We start from the raw sequence: 18,938 nt of genomic DNA on the forward strand, positions 1-18,938 counted from the left end.
ACATTATCATAATGTTATCAACGCATTTTTTTATATTCCGCCATTTACGTATCTTTGCACACCGAAAAAGACAAAATAATAAGAATTCAGAATGAAGAATATTCGAAATTTCTGCATTATAGCCCACATTGATCATGGTAAGTCAACTCTGGCCGACCGTTTGTTGGAGTATACCAACACTATTCAGGTGACTTCAGGGCAGATGCTTGACGACATGGACTTGGAGAAGGAGAGAGGTATCACAATCAAGAGCCATGCCATCCAGATGGAGTATAATTATAAGGGTGAGAAGTATATCCTGAACTTGATTGATACTCCGGGACACGTGGACTTTTCCTATGAGGTGTCCCGTTCTATCGCAGCCTGTGAAGGTGCGTTGCTGATTGTCGATGCATCTCAAGGAGTACAGGCACAGACCATTTCCAATCTGTATATGGCTATCGAGCATGATCTTGAAATTATTCCTGTAATCAATAAATGCGATATGGCAAGCGCCATGCCGGAAGAGGTGGAAGATGAAATTGTCGAACTGCTGGGCTGCAAGCGTGAGGAAATAATACGTGCTTCCGGTAAGACGGGTATGGGGGTGGAAGAGATTCTCGCAGCCGTAATCGAACGTATTCCCCATCCGGTAGGAGATGAGGAAGCGCCGCTGCAAGCATTGATCTTCGATTCCGTATTCAACTCTTTCCGTGGTATTATCGCCTATTTCAAGATTGAGAACGGAGTGATTCGGAAAGGGGATAAGGTGAAGTTCTTCAATACGGGTAAAGAATATGACGCTGACGAGGTCGGGGTATTGAAGATGGAGCTGGTTCCTCGCAATGAGCTTCGTACGGGAGATGTTGGGTATATTATTTCCGGTATTAAAACTTCAAAAGAGGTGAAAGTGGGAGATACCATCACTCATGTGGGCCGTCCGTGCGCGCAGGCTATCGCCGGATTTGAGGAAGTGAAGCCGATGGTATTTGCGGGAGTTTATCCGATTGAGGCGGAAGATTTTGAAGATTTGCGCGCTTCGTTGGAAAAATTGCAGTTGAACGACGCTTCTTTGACTTTCCAGCCGGAGTCTTCATTGGCATTGGGTTTTGGTTTCCGTTGCGGTTTTCTGGGATTGCTCCACATGGAGATCGTGCAGGAACGGCTTGATCGCGAATTCGACATGAATGTGATCACTACCGTGCCCAACGTATCTTATAATATATATGACAAACAGGGAGAGATGAAGGAGGTGCATAATCCCGGTGGTATGCCCGACCCGACATTGATCGATCATATCGAGGAACCCTATATCAAGGCTTCCATCATCACCACTACCGATTATATCGGCCCCATTATGACGCTTTGTCTGGGGAAACGCGGAGAACTTCTTAAACAGGAATATATTTCCGGCAATCGTGTGGAGATCTTTTATAATATGCCTTTGGGGGAAATTGTGATCGACTTCTATGACCGTTTGAAGAGTATTTCGAAAGGGTATGCATCGTTTGACTATCATCCCAACGGTTTCAGACCTTCCAAGCTGGTGAAACTGGATATTATGCTGAACGGCGAGCCGGTGGACGCTCTGTCTACGCTGATCCATTTCGACAATGCCTATGATATGGGACGTCGGATGTGTGAGAAATTGAAAGAACTGATTCCCCGCCAACAGTTTGAGATTGCTATCCAGGCGGCTATTGGAGCTAAGATTATAGCGCGTGAAACCATCAAGGCAGTCCGTAAAGACGTAACAGCCAAATGTTACGGTGGCGACGTAAGCCGTAAACGAAAACTGCTTGAAAAGCAGAAGAGGGGTAAGAAACGGATGAAGCAGATTGGCAACGTGGAGGTTCCTCAGAAAGCCTTCCTTGCCGTACTGAAATTGGATTAAAACATTGCCGCAAGCAATTTTTCAGAGATATGCGCTGAACAAATTGACTTGCGGTTAGTTTTTAATATACCAGCAACAACTATAAATATGAGAAAAGTACTGTCTTTTTCGGGCTTCCTGATGTTGGGGCTCGTCATTTCACAATTCCTGCCAATGATAGCAGGAGAGGGGTATGGAGTTGTCAAGTCCATTTCTAACGTATTGCTTTATGTATGTCTTAGTTTTATAATGATTAACGTGGGCCGGGAATTTGTTCTTGACAAGTCCCGCTGGAAAAGTTATGCCGAAGATTATTTTATAGCGATGGCAACGGCTGCTCTCCCTTGGTTTATGATTGCTATTTATTATGTGTTCATATTACTTCCGCCCGATTACTGGAATAGCTGGGAGGCATGGAAAGAGAGAATCTGTTGCTAAGCCGTTTTGCCGCCCCTACCTCTGCGGGTATCTTATTTACAATGCTGGCTGCTATCGGATTGAAATCCAGTTGGATTTATAAGAAAATACAGGTGTTGGCTATCTTCGATGATCTGGACACGATTATCCTGATGATTCCTCTTCAGATTATGATGATCGGTTTGCGCTGGCAGTTGATTATTGTAGTGGTGATTGTGTTTCTATTGCTGTCTATCGGCTGGCAGCGATTGAATAAATATGATTGGCGGCAGGATTGGAAGGCTATCCTCTTTTATTCTGTTATTATATTTCTGGCTACTCAGATACTTTATCTTGGCAGCAAGGAACTATACGGAGAAGCGGGAAGCATTCATATCGAAGTGCTTTTACCGGCATTTGTTCTGGGAATGATCATGAAGCATAAAGAGCATGATACACCGGTTGAACGGTCGGTTGCTACGGGAATCTCCTTTCTGTTTATGTTCCTGGTGGGGATGAGTATGCCTCATTTTATCGGAGTGAACTTTGCGGAGACTCATGCCGGTACACATTCGGTGACCGGTTCGCAGGAAATGATGTCGTGGGGAATGATTCTATTCCATGTCGTGATTGTTTCTTTACTGTCAAATCTAGGAAAACTTTGTCCGATGTTCTTCTATCGCGACCGGAAGTTGAGTGAGCGCTTGGCTCTTTCGATCGGTATGTTTACCCGTGGCGAAGTGGGAGCGGGGATTATTTTCATAGCATTAGGATATAATCTGGGAGGTCCGGCATTGGTGATTTCAGTATTGACTTTGGTCTTGAACCTTATTTTGACAGGAATCTTTGTGCTTTGGGTGAAAAAACTGGCGCTGCGTTCCGTTACGACAAAGGGCACAACGATTCGTTCTTGACAAACATATTCTGATGATTATATCCGTAATGCAACTCTGATAGCCTGTGAGACTATTCTTCCTCTTCTTCTATTCCGTCAATAGGTAGAATTTTCCGGCTTTCTTCATGGGGTAACTGTTCCACTTGCCGTAGTTTGCGTTCAATGGCACGTGTCCGTTTCCCCATCACTTCTTCCAGTTGGTCGCCGGCACTTTGGAGGTTCTTTTGTACCTTTTCAAGCAGTCCTCCGAACTTGCCGAATTCTGTCTTGACAGCTCCCAATACAGTCCACACTTCTCCGGTACGCTTTTGGATCGCCAGGGTGCGGAAGCCCATTTGCAGACTGTTGAGGATAGCGCCTAATGTCGTCGGTCCGGTCACTACAATTTTATATTCTTTTTGGAGTGTCTCTACGAGGCTGGTACGGCGGATAACTTCAGCGTAGATACTTTCGAATGGCAAAAACATGATGGCAAAGTCCGTAGTGAAAGGTGGGTCCACATATTTGTCATGAATATCTTTTGCCATCTTCTTGATCGTATTTTCCAGTTGCTTGCCGGATGACTCCATCAGTGCGGTATCTCCGGCCTCGAATGCATCATAATACTGTTCGTAAATATCTTTGGGGAATTTAGCGTCAATCGGGAGGTAAACAGTGCTGTTGGCGTCATCTTTTCCCGGAAGTTTAATGGCAAACTCGACGAATTCTGTTCCGCTCTTTTTTGTTTTGACATTGGCATCGTACTGTTCCGGACTCATCATCTGTTCCAATAAAGCACCCAGTTGGACTTCTCCGAATGTGCCCCGCATTTTCACATTACTCAATACCTTTTTCAGTCCGCCGACATCTTGGGCGAGAGATTTCATTTCTCCCAGCCCTTTCTGCACATTTTCCAGTTGCGAACGGACTATCTCGAAGGATTGCCCAATTCGTTCGTTCAGTGTTTTTTGCAGTTTCTCCTCCACCATCAGACGCATATCATCCAAACGTTTCTCGGTGGATTTTATTAACGTTTCCTGCTGGCGGGCCATCATGTCGAACTTTTGCCGTTGCAGTTCTCCGGTAGTCATCATGTTTTTGTGCAGAACGTCTTGAAGTTGCTGCATATTCTGGTTGAGCGTCTGCGTCATTTCCATGCGGAGTTCCCGGATACTGCGGTTCAGTTCCTCCCGGTTCTCTTGCATTTGTTGGCGCAGGGCTATTTGTAATTGTTCCGCTTGCGTTTGATTGTTGCCTTTCGTCAGAGCCAATACCAGCAGGACTGTCACTAATATGGCAATCGCAATGAGTAGAATCAGTTCCATCAATATGTAAGAATTTCGTTTCCGGTTTCAGTAATCAGAATCATGTTTTCCCATTGGGCGGAAGGCAGTCCGTCGTCCGTGCAGACTGTCCATCCGTCGGCTTCGTCTACGAATACTTCGTAAGTTCCCATGTTGATCATCGGTTCGATGGTAAAAGTCATTCCCGGCACGATCATCATGCCAGTGCTTCGCCGTCCGAAATGTTCTACATCCGGCTCTTCATGGAACTTCATCCCTACGCCATGTCCGCAAAGATCACGTACCACACTGAATCCGTTCTTCTCGGCATGCGCTTGGATAGCTGCGCCTACATCTCCCAATTGCTTCCAGGGTTGTGCGGCTGCAATACCTATTTCCATACATTCTTTGGTCACTTGAACCAATTTGCGCATTTCAGGGCTGACCTCTCCAATCATAAACATCCGGGATGCATCGGAGAAATATCCTTTGTAAATGGTAGAAACGTCTACGTTGATAATATCACCGCTTCTGAGAATCTCGTGCTTGTTGGGTATCCCATGACACACTACATCATTGATACTTGTGCAGACGCTTTTGGGAAATCCTTCATAGTTGAGCGGTGCGGGAATAGCTCCGTGGGCGGTTGTGAAATCATACACCATCACATCGATCTCTTCTGTGGACATCCCTTCACGGATATTCTCCGAAATATAGTCCAGCAACGCTGTATTGATTTTTGCGCTTTCACGAATCCCTTCCAGTTGCTCGGGGGTACGGAGTACCTTACGTGGCGGAAGTTTGTATCCTTGTTTTCTGTATTTCTGTATTTTCTCTTCTACTGCAGCCGGATAATTGGAGGGAGTAAACCGGAATCCCTTGATAAAGTTCTTCATTATTATATGATATTTAAAATCGACAGCAAAGGTACGAGATTTAATGGAAGATGTAGCTTTTGGGCTTTTAAAACTTTTCAGGCTCGGTGGTGAGAGTCGATTTTATTGAATTTGTATTATACGAATGTAATAATTATATTTGTGTTCATTAAATACATGAATAATGGAAAACCCTTTTATCTTTGCCGGTAGCGAACGCCATCTTGTTACGGAGATGTTTCTTTCTTCAGCCAGACCTTTTTATAATAGTACGTCGATAATGGAGTTACATCCTATTTCGACAGAAGAATATATACCTTTTGTCTGCAAATGGTTCAGGGCGTATGAACGGGATATCCATGAGAAGGATGTATTGAGGATATACGGACTGTTTGGCGGGAACCTTATTATATGCAGAAGACTTTTCATGAAGCTTTTATAAATACTTCAGTTGGCGGTGTATGTACAATAGATATATTGAGACAAACAATTGATGAGATTTTGGAAGAAGCCGGTGATGGTTATCGCCAGATATTTCAAAGATTAAAAGAAAGTGATATTCTTTTCCTGCCACTTGATTGACATTTTATTCCAAAAATTACTTAAAATATTGGTTGCTTTTTGTATTTTCATCGTTGCCTAACGGCGAATTTTGCATTGGACAACGATGAATTCACTGTTGGGCAACGGTGAAAAAGGAAATAAAAGTCTGAAATGTGATATCATTTTGCTATTACAATATAATTCTGTCTACAACTTCAACTTTATTTTCTATCAATGCCTTTTCATCAGTTACTTCCAAGAATAAAGAGAGAGGAGAGAAGCCTATATATTTTCGGTTCTGTATCGTCAATATTCCAACAAAGTCATTGAGCATGATTTTCTTTAACCCTTCGTTGTTCTCTTTAGAGATGCGATAGTAATGTTGGTTGTTATTCTCATTCTCTTCTTCTTCAGAATTGTCCATTTGTATATAGATGAATTTTTCAGTGATGGCGATTGGGGCAGAAAGAAAAGTATATTCATTCTCTTCTGGATTATCTTTGGCATTGATTGATTTATACTCTTTTATCCGATTGGTTATTTGTTCCTCTTTTTTACTGTCTGTCAGTCTCGAAAGAGTCTTGAATCCCAGAAATGGTTCTCCGGCAAGTATTTCGCACAATTCAATTTTGTTAGGAAAGGTTTCGTTATCTAGCTTGCATTTATACCATGCTTGTTTGTCCATTTGTATTATCTTCTTTTCTATGATAAACTCCAAAATCGAGGAACTTTTGGCTGCATATAAAGTTAGATAATTCAGATTATTGAAGAATGAAACTTCAAATTTATTGTATTCCACTTCCTTCCGGTCTATTTTAATTTTGTAGCGATAGAGGAAATAATCGAATGTCGCCATCTGCTCGAATTGCCAAAAGGTAGTAGTGTCAGAGGAAGTATCCGTGTCATACCAATAACATTCATCGATGTTTGGTACTTTTTTGTCCGAAACTGCATTTGAATCGTATGCATCTCCGGGATTTGTAAGCGCACAAAAACATCCAAGAATCCGTTTGGTCATATCTATTAAAAATATCCGGTTTTTGTGTGTACACTGATTGAATGTATGCTTCATGATTTCCAGTACGGGAAGCTCCGTCAAATTTGGTGAATCTTTTACGAATCCTTCAAAGAAATGATAAACTCGTGCGAAGTCTGCATTAATATCCTTTACGTCTCCTTGTTTGGAATTATAGGGTGGAAGTATCTTTAATATAAGTAACAATAAGAATGGGACATCTACTTCGTTATTCTTATTGACGATATGAATCAGTTTATCAAGGTCTTTGTTCTTGCAATCCGGTTCCTGCAGGCCATCAGTGTAATAATAGCGGAGGAATGAATATAATAATTTGGGTTCCTGTAAGTCTATTCTTTTTTTCTTGATTTTATTTAGATAGATATCGGAAGCCTTTTGGTATTCTTCCAATTCTTTATCTATTTCAAAGGTTGAATAAGTATCACTGAATATTTGGCTACTCAATTCTCTGTATAAGCATCGTGCTGTGAAAGGTTTTATTTTGAGTATGCTGTTGTTGGTAGTCAGATTATATTCAATGTATTCACCAAACTCTTTTTTGGTGTTCCGAAATAATCTCAGTAAGCAGAGATCATTTAGGCGGTTGCGCAGTTGTATATTTTCTTTATCTTCATTTCTCATATCTGCTAATATTTAGTATGTATATACTAATTATACCCTTATTTCCCATTTGGGAGACAAAAATATACTTTTATTGAAAGCGTTGCAAGCAAATATTAGCTTTCTTTGCTGTCAAAGGAGAAAAATAAATGTAAAAAACAGTTCGTCCTATATTAGGATTATCAATTATAATCTATATATTTGCCGTGCATTGTTTACGGTGCGAATGACATATTAGATTGTAAAAAGACGTTTGTTTTCTTTAGGGTCCTATAAATACCGCCAATTTTTATACGAAACCCCGAACAAAGAACGACAGACGTCCGTGTTCCATATATGGGCACGGACTGTTGTTTTATTCGGGGTAGGTTACTTGGCGGTGCCTTTAGGACGATAAAATGATGGTACCGTGCTTTTTCTTTTCCATTTAAGATTAGATTGCATAGTATCGGATGAATCGGGAAAAGTAAAGGGAAAAGTAACATATTATGGAAAATGAAAAACAACACATACGAAAAACACTCTTAGTTGCCATAACCAGTGGGGCTACTAATCTGATGTCAATGACCATCTATCCTCATTTTAAGGACCGGTTTACTTATCTTGCCATTGAAAAGCAGGAAGGTTCAGTTTCATTTCTTTCTCATAATGATTTTACTTTTGATAGTTTAGTATTCACAACTTTTGGCGATTTTCCGGACATCGAAAAACGTTTATTGAGTTACATGGATAGGTTTGAAGAAATCATTCTTCTTTCTTGTCTTGGAAGACCTGTTAATGCCGAGTTGACAATCAGACTAGCTCATTTCTTTAGTTTTCAAAAGAAGAAGGTTATTTTAGTTGCTACGCTTCCTTTTGCTTTTGAAGGGAAGGAGCGGATTACTGAATCACTTTCGGTTATAAAGAAAATGAGAACCTTTCCCATTATATTACGGCTTAGTATAGGAGAGAGGTTCTTGGAAGGGCGCGATTTGGATTCACTTCCCTTTGGAGAAATTCTAGAAAAAGTGGGTGAGGATATAATTACTCTTCTTGAAGGTATCTGTGGTAATACGAATGAATCGGATTCTCAATCTTTAGATGAACAGATAGAATATATAGAGGCATATCGGGATGTGGCGGTTTCTAAAGCGCAGTCAATCCGAAAATATGTAGAAGAACTTGCGTATGGAAATACGATTTTTCCAACAGATACTAAGATTTCCAGTGTAGATATTTTGACAGATGATGGTGAAAATCAAAGTAAACCGTTGGAAGAATATTGTGACGTTTATGAAATTGGATGGGGGTATTATAATGAAAAGCGATATAATCAGGCTGTACATCAGCTTATGCCATTAGCTAAAAACAAAGACAAGGTGGCACATTTCTAGTAGGACTCTCTTTGTTAAAATTGGGGGACGAACATTCTGCGCAGGTCTGGTTTCGGCGTGCTGCTAATCAAGGAGAAAAGGCAGCCAAATTTTATGTTGGTTATTTATATGCTTTTGGTGAACATATAACTCATCAATATGACAAGGCGTTGAATTATCTCCAAGATGCGGCAGAAGATGGTGATGCAGATGCTCAGTTCCTAACAGCTTGGTTATATGAAGGTGGCTTAGGAATCAGTAAGGATATGAAAAAGGCACGAAAATGGTATCAGCAAGCTGCAAAACAGAAACATCCGTTTACGGTTCAGAGGCTAGACACATTCATAGAACCTATATCTTGGGAACTGATAATTTCCTTTTTGGCTGTAGACCTATTATTGCTATTATCTTTTTTCACAGGTTGGGATCTTGTTTCCTTTATAATTTTGAATATCTGTGTGGTGACTCTTTTTTGTAGTTGGGTGTCAAGGCGGAAGAAATGCAATAGAAAGAGATGGAATAAAAATATGAGATTGTTGATTTGGAATAAAACAGTATAATGTATTGTGGATTGGTAAAATATATAAATAACGAAGAACACTACGCTTTACTGATGGAGCAAATCGACAAAGTAAAGCATACTCTTTGGATCGGCACCGCTGATTTGAAGGATCTTTATGTGAAGCCCTCTTCAACAGTTGTTCCATTACTTCAACTTTTGGAAACGAAAGTGAAGCAGAAAGTGGCGATACGTCTGATTCATGCGAAAGAACCCGGTACGAATTTCCGTGCTGATTTTGATAAATATCCTCTTCTTTGGGCGGGGATGGAGCGTGTCCTTTGTCCTCGTGTACATTTTAAACTTCTTATTTTTGATATGTGCTCTGTTTATATTGGCTCAGCCAACATGACAGGTGCGGCTTTCGGTATGAAAGGTGAAAGAAATCGGAATTTTGAAGCCGGTATCTTCACGGAGATACCGGAAGTGGTGACAAATGCGGTGAAACAATTTGATGAAGTCTGGATGGGGAAGTATTGTAAAGGATGTGGGAGGAAGAGGTTTTGTGGAGATAGAATATTAATTTAATATACTGAAATTATGGAAGATAAAAATTTATTGGAAAAGGGAGGAGATTTCCTTTTGGAGAATAGTGGTAGGGCATTACTGTTAGGTAAGGACCCTATATCTGTTGGTTTGGGAGTTGCGACAGCTACTACTCAAGTTATAGTAGGTGGAGCATTGAAAGGAACTGGTAAATTAGTGAAAATGTTTATGGATAAGAAAAAGAAGTAACAGAAGGAACATAGAATTTTCTATGTGGAAATGGAAATAACTAATATTATAAAATTATGTTTGGATTAGAGTTTGTTGCGGGGCGGTTTGTAAAAGCAACATTAAAATCTGCTGCCAATCAAGTGTTATCAGACAAGATTGCTCGTACAGTCAAAAGGCATGCTTGGTGTGCTTCCTTAGTGATGATATTACCTACATTTGGCTTAGATTCATTTCTTTTCATTGGTGTGCTATGGCATATGTATAGCAAAATTTGTGATTTGGTGAATATCCCATTTTGGGAACATTTTGTATCAACATGTTTGATTGCTATTCTTGTCAACTTTGCATTTGCATTTGTTGCAAGTATGGTTTTGAGTTTTATACCATTGGGAGATTCGCTACTTGCGTTTGTTCAAATCATGTTGTCAGGTATCGCTTATATGAAAGCGTTGACAATGAAGTATGACTTAAAAGCAGAATAGAAGATATAATTTTGCAAAATAGGAGTGTAAGAATACATATTTTTTAACTAAAGGTTATTATGAGTATATCATTAATTAAGAAATCTATAACTACGGTTGGTAAAGTATCGCTCGGACTTTTAGGGTTATTGTTCTCTAAAATTTCCAAAAAGTAAAATAGTGGGGTGTGGGAATGAATAGAAACCATACAAATCGGTAAATCAATAATTGATTCATATAATAAATAAAAAAATGGAAGTAGATTATACATTATCCTCTATGTTTGAATCAAACAAAAAGGAGTTGGAGAATAAACTTAAAGATTTGGTTTTGCCCAAAGATGCAAGTAAGGTTCAAAGAATAGTTATGGGTGCATTGAATACCATGTTTGAGAATGATGGTGAGTATCGACAAGGCTTAACTCAATCAGAAGATTATATTCTGATTGCAGCTATAGAACTACTTAATGCGCAACAAAACATAGTACGCGAAATTGTAGCAGGAATGGAAGGAGGAACTTATGTCTCTTTGAACAAAGCCAATAATCAATGTAGACAAAAGGAGAAGAACTCCTATCTGTGGATGGGAACTGTTACAGGAGCAGTTGTGGGTACAATGTCCGGCATCTTCTTAGATACTTGGAAGGCTGTTTTCTGTGCCATTGCAGGTTCTGCCGTTGTGATATATGGTGTTACTTCTTTGCATAAAACGAAATCAACGGAAAAAGAGAGCGTATCTTGTCCCATAGATACTCAGGTATTTGTGAATATTGTGAAAACGGTGTGTGAAAAGATTGATGGTTTGATAGAAACATATCGTGTGCAAGTAACTCGGGTAAAAAATATGTACAAACAAAGAGAAAAGCCCTCTTTGCAAAGAGATTATCCTTTGTTGCTTCAAGCTATTCAAGCATTGGTGGCTATAGAGCAGAACACCGGTGAGCCGGATAAGAGAATGAAAAAAGTAGAGAAAAAGATCGCCGATCTTTCTGAAACATTGGAAAATTATGGTTTGTCCGTTGTAGACGGAAAAATCACAGAAATTGTAACATTATGAGTAAAATACCATTGGTAAAGCCCGATAAAAGTCGGCATGAATACGTAGTCGGAATAGATTTTGGACACGGAGAGACATCAGCAGCCTATTGTAAATTGGAATGGGATAAGGATGCCGGACAGAGAGAATCTGCCGTTTCTGACATAGAATTTGCAGGTAGTCTGAGAGTGCTTCCATCGGCGATTAGTATCACTCTGGATGGAAGAGAACATATCGGAAGTGACGCTTTCCGATTGGATTCAATGACCTCCAATACTAAAACGAGAGTCTGTTTTAAACAATGCCCTGAAGATATTAAGGGTGAACCGGAGCAGCTGATGATTGCCTATATGCGCGCGGTATATGCAAAGATTCTTGAAAAAACAGATAAGTTGAAAAAAGGTAACCATATTGTATATATTGCTCGACCGTCGGGATGGAAGGATGACGAAGTGAAAGATTTGTATAAAAGGATGGCAATAGCAGCCGACATACCATTGGGAGGTTTGACTTCAGAATCACGTGCTGCCATTTTTTATGCAATGAACAAAGATGAATTCCGCAAGAATATATCGAGAGGAGGGATTGTTTTTGATTTAGGTTCAAGTACATTAGACTTCACCTATTTGACTTTGGATGACCCTTCCAGCATAATAGATGATGGAGAACCCTGTGGGGCATCTCTGATTGAACAGACGATTTTTGAGCAATTGTTGCTAAAGGATGATAGGTTCTCGGATTTTCTAAAAAAAATATCCTGCATGTAAAGATGCGCTTCTTTTTAAAGTGAGAGAGGAGAAGGAAGCAGTTTATAATAGAATAGATATGGATACGAGTGTCCGTGTGAAAATAGACTTGGAGCAATTATCAAGTTACTTGGAAGAAAAGGACGCTGCTAAATATGAGGATGTTGCATTGAAATTAAAGTTTTCAAGCGTAAATGCTTTCAATGATTGGTTGGAACAAACATGTCATTATAAGACACGTATCAAAGAGGCTATAAAGAATTTTCAAACTAAACATCTCCGAGGTAAAGAGGTTTATGGAGTTTATCTTGCCGGCGGAGCGACAAGAATGAACTTTTTAAAGCCGCTTGTCGCAGAGATGTTCCAGCTTTCGGATGAGCAAGTGAAAAGCGGCGGAGCTGACTCTTCGTTGGTAGTATCAAGAGGAATTGCGCTTTTAGGAACAGTCGATGCGATAGTTGATGTATTGAGGAAAGATTTGGAAAAAGAAAAGATGAAGTTGGTCGAACCTCAAAGACTGCGCGAGAGCATGGATATACTGATTGAAAATATGGCAGGTGTTATTTCGGAGACTTCGTGGAGTGTGGTACATGAAGCTTGTTTGGATTTTAAAAGAAAAGACTTGGATAAGAAATTAGGCGTAAAAGACTTGGAAGGTGATATCCGTTCGAAATTGGAGAAGTTTTCTGAGAGCGGGGTGTTGTCTGTTATTTCCGGAGTCTTTAATCAGTTTTTTCAACGTGAGGGTGAAAATGTCAGGAAAGAGTTGAATAAAATTATTTGTAAGTATGCCCCTGGACAAGAAATAAAGAATGTGCATAATGCGGTTTCGAATATAAGTTTGGATACACAAAACATCTCCGATATATGTATGAAACACACATCGGGCATTATCAGTAAAATGTTGTGGGCGGCTCTTGGCATATTCTTGTTTGGAATCTTTTCGATTATATACCAGACAATCAAATATTTGATATATAGATTTAAGTCGGAGGAGAGTAGGCGCAAAGATATCTGTCATGAACTTGAAAAGAATGAGTCGAAGATAAAAGCTGGTATTAAAACGGAACTAGTTAAACAGTTTTCGCAAGATGCTTCGTTTGTCAATGTCGTGTCGAAAGAGTTGGAGACTTATCTTTCAAAGTTGATTCAAAGTAATATAGACAGAGTAAAAATTGCAATTGAATAAAAAACAGATCGAGATGGAAAAAGGTAATGAAATAATGCCTCAAAATGAGGGAAAAAGTGAAGATCGTTTCGAACCAATAGCTAAGATATTGGCGGCTAATGCCGTTGCCAAGTCTTTGTCTTTTACGATGGAACGGAAATACTTGAATGAGATAAATAAAGAAGGTCAGATTTATGATGGATTTAGATTGGAATCTGTTCATCGGTTTGATTCTCCATTGGCTCCATATTGGATAGAGATAGAACGTATCGGAAAGCCGCTTGATAATAATGTGGAAAATTGTTTTTCTGCTATACAAAAGATTCTTTCCACGTGTTCTTTACCAAAGAAAATCCAATTGCTTTTTCTTGTACATAGTGAAGATGGTGTTTGCCATCTTTATATAGGTATCCGCCCAGTTGCAGGTAAAGAGGTGAAATCATCTTTCGTGGATAGTTTAGCTGATTTCATAGAAGGCATCTGGCCGGGAGTGAAATGTGTGGTCGTTAAGGGTAGAAATCGTTTAAATTTTATATCTGACAAGATTAAAGACGAAGAAAAAGGATACGATTATATTTATTCCATAACCGGTATTCCTTCTATGGAGAGCCAGTATAAGTCAATTTATCCGGCAACGATAGATAAATTGATTGCGGGAATGAGGAAGAAGAACTTTTCATATTTAGTCGTTGCAGATCCAGTTCTCGAACAAGAGATTGATGAAATATTGTATAAATGCAGGGATTTTAATGGACAGGCAGAGTCTTTGAAGTCGTTTAATTTTTCGGAAAGTGATTCTAAAGGAAGCAGTAGTTCTTATTCTTATGGAAAAAGTATGTCAAAATCAATTTCTCAAGAAAGTACAAATAAAGGATGGCAATTAGCAGGTGTCGGATTAATGTTAGCTTCTGCATTTTTTCCACCTGCAGGAGCTGTTACAACAGCTTTGGCTTTAGGTACTTCTTTCTTGAGAGCATCCCAAAATATAGCAGGGGTAAATTTGTTGACGGCTTTTTCTCCTCGAAAAACAAAGGGGTATTCAGAAGGAACGACAGAATCGGAAACTACAGGATTTAGCCAAAGTCAAAGTAAAACTATTAGTCAGAATTTGGTTAATAAGCATATCGAATCTGTTTCAGAACATTTGTTTTATCATTCTAAACGGTTTGAGACGGGAAAGGCTATCGGCTGTTGGAACGTAGGTGTTTATCTAATGGCAGAAAAGGAAGCGGATATTCAAAGTGGTTCGTTGCAATTAAGGTCAATATTAAGTGGCCAGGAATCTATATTTGAACCGATACGTATCCATGATATATCTTCATTGGTTGACCGAGATAAGAACAATACGTTGGCATTAATGGCACCACCGACGATACGTATTAAAACACCTTCTGGTGAATATTTCGAGCATCCGTTAGGTGAGCAGTTCAAGGAATTGAAAACTCTTCTTACTACCAAGGAGCTTTCTTATCTGATTAATTTTCCGTTACGTGCTGTTCCGGGAATTAGCGTAATAGACAGTTCACCTGAATTTAGTCTGAACCAGCAGGACGAAGAGAAAGAAAAGGATATTGCATTTGGAAAATTATTATATGGCGGAACTGAGACAAAGCTCAATTACCATATTCCTATAGATGTATTATCTCGCCACACTTTGCTTTCCGGAATCAATGGTAGCGGTAAGACGAATACGGTTCAAGCAATATTGAACGGTTTGGATATGGATTGCCCGTTTTTGGTAATTGAACCGGCAAAGACGGAATACATAGATTGGGCATTGCATTATAATGAATTGCATCCAGAGCATCCTATTGATATTTATATTCCCGGCTGTAAGAAGTACAAGACAGGTTATGAACCTAAAACACTGAAGTTGAATCCTTTTGAGTTGGTTTGGTTGAAAGAAGAATTAGAACCGAATGTGCTGACGCATATCGACCGCTTGAAGTCGACTTTTGCAGCCGCGTTTCCTATGTATGATATTCTTCCTGTTCTGATGGAAGATTTGATTTATACGGTTTATCAGAATAAGTCTACAGACTGGTTAGGAAAAGAACCTGTATTTGGGGCTACTCTACCTCCTACACTAAACAGTATGAGCGTTTGTGTGGATAAGGTTATTTCCAACCGTCAGTATGAGGAACGGATAGAACGCAATATGAAAGCGTGTCTGAATACTCGTATTGATAGCTTGAAAAGGGGATGGAAAGGAGAAATGCTGAATACTTTGCATTCTACTCCTTGGTTAGATTTATTTGGCAAACGGTGTGTCATCAATCTTTCGTATGTGGGAGATGATATTGACAAGTCGTTCTTCATGGCTTTGATTCTTCAATTCTTATATGAGTATCGCACGGCGCAAGCCGAAGTGGGGGAAATTGATTTCAATGACAATACGTGTCGGCATTTAACGGTTATTGAAGAAGCACATCGAGTGATGCCGAGATGTGAGAATCAAGAACTTCCCCAATATAAATCGGCAATGATGTTCAGTAATATGTTGTCGGAAATTCGGGCGTATGGCGAAGGTATGCTCTTGGTAGACCAAGTGCCGACACGTCTGATTCCGGACGCAATTAAGAACACGAACCTGAAAATAACGCATCGTCTGGTCGCTGAAGATGATTGTAAAGCAATCGGTGAATCAATGGGGCTGAATGATGAGCAACGTAAGATAATAGCAAAATTGCTGACAGGACAATGCGTGGTTTCTAATTCATTATCTACAGATACATATTGGGTTCAAGTAAATAAGGTAAAATAGTAATGATGTTGTTCTGCAAGCAAAACATGGACGTTTTGACTGTTTCAAGTGAAAACTTGAAGCAGTCTGTACTATCTCCCAATGAGATAGATTATTTGAGAGAAGTGGATGTCATGAATGATTTTGAGACGTATCAGAATCGTTTGAATGAAATAAAAGAATTGTCTTGTGTAAATGAGAAGCAAATACTTAGTTTGTTGGATTCCCTGGAGAGAGAACAATATTTTTCTCAGGAGTATGAAGAATTATGTAAACAAGTAAGTTTAGAGCGGGAAGATTACCAAAAGATTAAGGATTTTTCGTTGGACCATAATTTGGATATAAAGGTAAATAGCGGTTCTCTTGATTTGATAAATGAAGACAAGGTTGTAGTAGTAAGTCTGGATTCTGTTCAAAAAACAGGAGAAGTACTGATAGGGGAGCATTATTATCGTCGTACGGAAAACTATTACACGAATGTGCAAAGAGGAGAATTTCGTTTGCCTGGGTATGAAATTAAAGATACTTATAACGTGTACGGTCCTAACAGCAGTTTGACAGGAAGTATAAAGGTGGTTGAAGTGAATGGGACAAAATACGAAATTCCCATAGTCAAGGAAGAAAGACAATATCATGGTATGTTAGTGCGTACTTATGGTACTCCGGATTTTAAAAAATATGCGGTTGCCACTATTTCGATAAAAGAGGATGCTGTGATAAGAGACGCTTCTTCTCATAAAAAAGAAGCTACACGGATATTGGCTCAAAATTTTATCGAGGGCAAACATTTTCCGGGGACATTTACCGAACAGCAAGAATTGGCTTTGCGGGAAATAGCCAATGGTAAAGTGGCTGAAACAATACTCGGTTTAACCCCTCATCATTCAGGCAATGCGGAAATGCAATATGTACCTACGGATTTGCATAAGGCTGTCAATCATTTAGGAGGCAGTTGGCTAATGAATGAGAAAAATTACTTTAAAGGATTTGAATGTCATGATACGGAACAGATTCGTAGTAACTTATCTTCTTCTCAGTTGGAGTATATTAGCGAAATATTGCCATTAAAAGATGCAGATTTGTTGATTGACAGAATTGATGAATTAAATGATATGGAAGGTTTTCCTCCCAAGGCAATTGATTCGGATGAAGGGGTGGCAAAGTTATTAGAATCAATACAGCACGATATCAATCCTTTGTATTTGGAGGCACCGCAAGACGCTGTTCAGATAGAAGAAATATCAGAAACAATGAGCTGCATGAAAGAACTGAATTATAATGAATGGAAAGAAATATCTTTTGATAAGCGGATGGAGGTATTACAGGAATTAGAAAATAATATTGCTGAGATTGCTCATCGTCCGTCTTGCGAAGTTTGTGCTAAAAAACTTGGTGATGGTCATATGGGTTATTATTCGCAAGATTCTAATAAGATTGTAATAAATAGTGACTTCATTAGTTCTAATTCCGAAAAGGCATACAATAACGTTTTAGAAACATTAGTCCATGAAGGACGTCATGCGTATCAATGTTATAATTTATATGAGAGAGAGGTGCATCCGCGTCAAGGAGAGATCTCTAATTGGCGTATGAACGAAATTGAATATGGGTATCAAGACGTGAAACATTTCGGATTTAAAATTTACGAGATGCAACCTGTAGAAGCGGATGCACGGGCTTTTTCAGAAGATGTATTTAAAAGTTATATGGATAAAAAAGCATAATGATATGGACCAAATAAAGAATATATTGATTTCAAGAGGATATACGGAGAAGCAGGCTCTTGCTGTTATTCCTGAATTACTTAAAATGGATGATAGCTTGCAACAAGGGCTTCAATGTTGGTTGGGCAATGAAGAAGAAATGGATTATACTGTCGAAGGTTTTAAGTTGTCGGAGCTGAAACAAAAATTTGATATGACTTATCCAGCTGCTTTGTTGACGATAGATTGGTTAATCAAGGAGCCTGAAAGAGCTATGAGAAGTATTAATCGTGGAATTAAATAATAAAGATAATATGTCACAATTTCAATTAATGGCAAAAGTGAATATACAACTTAGTGGAGGAATGAAGATTGATAAAGGACAAACTTTTTTTGTAAATCTTCCTTTTGGACGTTTGCCATTTGATTCTATTAATAGTAAAGAAGCTGTAATTAAACAATTGGAACTTAGAAATTTCAATATAAAAGGGCATGAGAATATATTAGGTACTAACTATTTTGAAGTTAAAAAATTTTAGTTTATGTCTTTCGTCTCTAGCTTTTTACAATCAGATTGGACAGTCAAAGCAACAAAGTATGCTTATAATCCGAGGAGATTGAAAGCGTTAGTCTTTCAGTTAGGATTATTTTTGTCGAGAAAAGGTTTAGCTAATCTTCGAAAGCAGATTAGGCTGATGTATTGTTATTTGCGAGATATTGCAACGGGAAAATATAAGGATTATGATGTTGGTTGTTTGATTTATATCATAGCAGCCACCCTTTATTTACTTTCTCCTATAGATTTAATTCCTGATTTTCTACCAATGGGGTTTGTGGATGATACGGCAATAATTATTTGGGCTTTAAATGTTACATCTAAAGAGTTGGATCAGTACATGGAGTGGAATCCCGATTGTGAGAAAGGAAATAAATAGTTATTGCTTTCTTCTAATTCAGCTTCATTGGCTATTGTATTTAAATATGAACTATAAGTG

Annotated in this window: 18 protein-coding genes and 1 pseudogene; 16 read left to right on the plus strand and 3 right to left on the minus strand. The window is 39.0% G+C overall.

Features of this window, described 5'->3' with window-relative positions; all coding sequences use genetic code 11:
* Nucleotides 1-91: 91 nt before the first annotated feature.
* Together lepA and BACFIN_RS20725 are read left to right on the plus strand one after the other, a co-directional pair.
* Nucleotides 92-1,873 carry a translation elongation factor 4 gene (gene lepA, locus BACFIN_RS11140; protein ID WP_007752572.1) on the plus strand — a complete coding sequence of 594 codons (1,782 nt, stop codon included), beginning with the start codon at nucleotides 92-94 and terminating at the stop codon, nucleotides 1,871-1,873.
* Between the two features lie 87 nt (nucleotides 1,874-1,960).
* Nucleotides 1,961-3,162: pseudogene (locus BACFIN_RS20725) on the plus strand (sodium:proton antiporter).
* A 52-nt stretch (nucleotides 3,163-3,214) separates the two neighbouring features.
* Here the strand turns inward: BACFIN_RS20725 and BACFIN_RS11135 are convergent.
* The gene (locus BACFIN_RS11135) at nucleotides 3,215-4,447 is read right to left on the minus strand and encodes a DNA recombination protein RmuC (protein ID WP_007752581.1); all 1,233 of its coding nucleotides are present in this window, start codon (nucleotides 4,445-4,447) and stop codon (nucleotides 3,215-3,217) included.
* Nucleotides 4,447-5,301 carry a type I methionyl aminopeptidase gene (map, locus tag BACFIN_RS11130; protein ID WP_007752584.1) on the minus strand — a complete coding sequence of 285 codons (855 nt, stop codon included), beginning with the start codon at nucleotides 5,299-5,301 and terminating at the stop codon, nucleotides 4,447-4,449. Before map ends, BACFIN_RS11135 begins: the two co-directional genes overlap by 1 nt.
* Nucleotides 5,302-5,691: 390 nt before the next feature.
* Between map and BACFIN_RS23270 the strand changes: the two genes are divergently transcribed.
* The gene (locus BACFIN_RS23270; RefSeq protein ID WP_007752590.1) at nucleotides 5,692-5,862 is read left to right on the plus strand and encodes a hypothetical protein; all 171 of its coding nucleotides are present in this window, start codon (nucleotides 5,692-5,694) and stop codon (nucleotides 5,860-5,862) included.
* Nucleotides 5,863-6,013: 151 nt separating this feature from the next.
* On the opposite strand, the gene BACFIN_RS11125 is transcribed toward BACFIN_RS23270, so the two are convergent.
* Nucleotides 6,014-7,480: a hypothetical protein gene (locus BACFIN_RS11125; protein WP_007752592.1), complete on the minus strand. Its 1,467-nt coding sequence runs from the start codon at nucleotides 7,478-7,480 to the stop codon at nucleotides 6,014-6,016.
* A 467-nt stretch (nucleotides 7,481-7,947) separates the two neighbouring features.
* Here BACFIN_RS11125 and BACFIN_RS11120 point away from each other — a divergent pair, with 467 nt between their 5' ends.
* From BACFIN_RS11120 to BACFIN_RS11075, 13 genes are all read left to right on the plus strand, one after another.
* A complete protein-coding gene (locus BACFIN_RS11120) occupies nucleotides 7,948-8,832 on the plus strand; it encodes a hypothetical protein (RefSeq protein WP_007752600.1) in 885 nt (294 codons plus the stop codon).
* Nucleotides 8,833-8,843: 11 nt separating this feature from the next.
* The gene (locus tag BACFIN_RS21245) at nucleotides 8,844-9,371 is read left to right on the plus strand and encodes a tetratricopeptide repeat protein (protein WP_007752601.1); all 528 of its coding nucleotides are present in this window, start codon (nucleotides 8,844-8,846) and stop codon (nucleotides 9,369-9,371) included.
* Nucleotides 9,372-9,382: 11 nt separating this feature from the next.
* On the plus strand, nucleotides 9,383-9,898 hold the full coding sequence (locus tag BACFIN_RS11115; RefSeq protein WP_032839547.1) for a phospholipase D-like domain-containing protein: 516 nt from the start codon (nucleotides 9,383-9,385) through the stop codon (nucleotides 9,896-9,898).
* A gap of 12 nt (nucleotides 9,899-9,910) precedes the next feature.
* Nucleotides 9,911-10,105 (plus strand): hypothetical protein, encoded by a 195-nt coding sequence (locus BACFIN_RS11110; RefSeq protein ID WP_007752603.1) that lies wholly within the window; start codon nucleotides 9,911-9,913, stop codon nucleotides 10,103-10,105.
* 56 nt (nucleotides 10,106-10,161) lie between these two features.
* The gene (locus tag BACFIN_RS11105) at nucleotides 10,162-10,569 is read left to right on the plus strand and encodes a hypothetical protein (protein ID WP_007752604.1); all 408 of its coding nucleotides are present in this window, start codon (nucleotides 10,162-10,164) and stop codon (nucleotides 10,567-10,569) included.
* Nucleotides 10,570-10,800: 231 nt separating this feature from the next.
* Complete coding sequence (locus BACFIN_RS11100; protein ID WP_007752605.1) at nucleotides 10,801-11,604, plus strand: hypothetical protein; 804 nt, start codon at nucleotides 10,801-10,803, stop codon at nucleotides 11,602-11,604.
* Nucleotides 11,601-12,350: an Hsp70 family protein gene (locus BACFIN_RS23275; protein WP_007752608.1), complete on the plus strand. Its 750-nt coding sequence runs from the start codon at nucleotides 11,601-11,603 to the stop codon at nucleotides 12,348-12,350. The genes BACFIN_RS11100 and BACFIN_RS23275 overlap by 4 nt, the downstream gene beginning before the upstream one ends.
* A gap of 58 nt (nucleotides 12,351-12,408) precedes the next feature.
* On the plus strand, nucleotides 12,409-13,518 hold the full coding sequence (locus BACFIN_RS23280) for a hypothetical protein (protein WP_232281648.1): 1,110 nt from the start codon (nucleotides 12,409-12,411) through the stop codon (nucleotides 13,516-13,518).
* A gap of 13 nt (nucleotides 13,519-13,531) precedes the next feature.
* Complete coding sequence (locus BACFIN_RS11095) at nucleotides 13,532-16,261, plus strand: ATP-binding protein (protein WP_032839549.1); 2,730 nt, start codon at nucleotides 13,532-13,534, stop codon at nucleotides 16,259-16,261.
* A 26-nt stretch (nucleotides 16,262-16,287) separates the two neighbouring features.
* Complete coding sequence (locus tag BACFIN_RS11090) at nucleotides 16,288-17,964, plus strand: HNH endonuclease family protein (protein WP_232281649.1); 1,677 nt, start codon at nucleotides 16,288-16,290, stop codon at nucleotides 17,962-17,964.
* Nucleotides 17,965-17,968: 4 nt separating this feature from the next.
* Entirely contained in the window at nucleotides 17,969-18,247 is a 279-nt protein-coding gene (locus tag BACFIN_RS11085; RefSeq protein ID WP_230325656.1) for a hypothetical protein, read from the plus strand.
* A 10-nt stretch (nucleotides 18,248-18,257) separates the two neighbouring features.
* On the plus strand, nucleotides 18,258-18,482 hold the full coding sequence (locus BACFIN_RS11080) for a hypothetical protein (protein WP_032839550.1): 225 nt from the start codon (nucleotides 18,258-18,260) through the stop codon (nucleotides 18,480-18,482).
* Nucleotides 18,483-18,485: 3 nt separating this feature from the next.
* Nucleotides 18,486-18,878: a YkvA family protein gene (locus BACFIN_RS11075; protein WP_007752641.1), complete on the plus strand. Its 393-nt coding sequence runs from the start codon at nucleotides 18,486-18,488 to the stop codon at nucleotides 18,876-18,878.
* The last annotated feature ends 60 nt before the right edge of the window (nucleotides 18,879-18,938 follow it).

The organism is Bacteroides finegoldii DSM 17565 (genome assembly GCF_000156195.1).
Taxonomy (GTDB): Bacteria; Bacteroidota; Bacteroidia; order Bacteroidales; family Bacteroidaceae; genus Bacteroides; species Bacteroides finegoldii.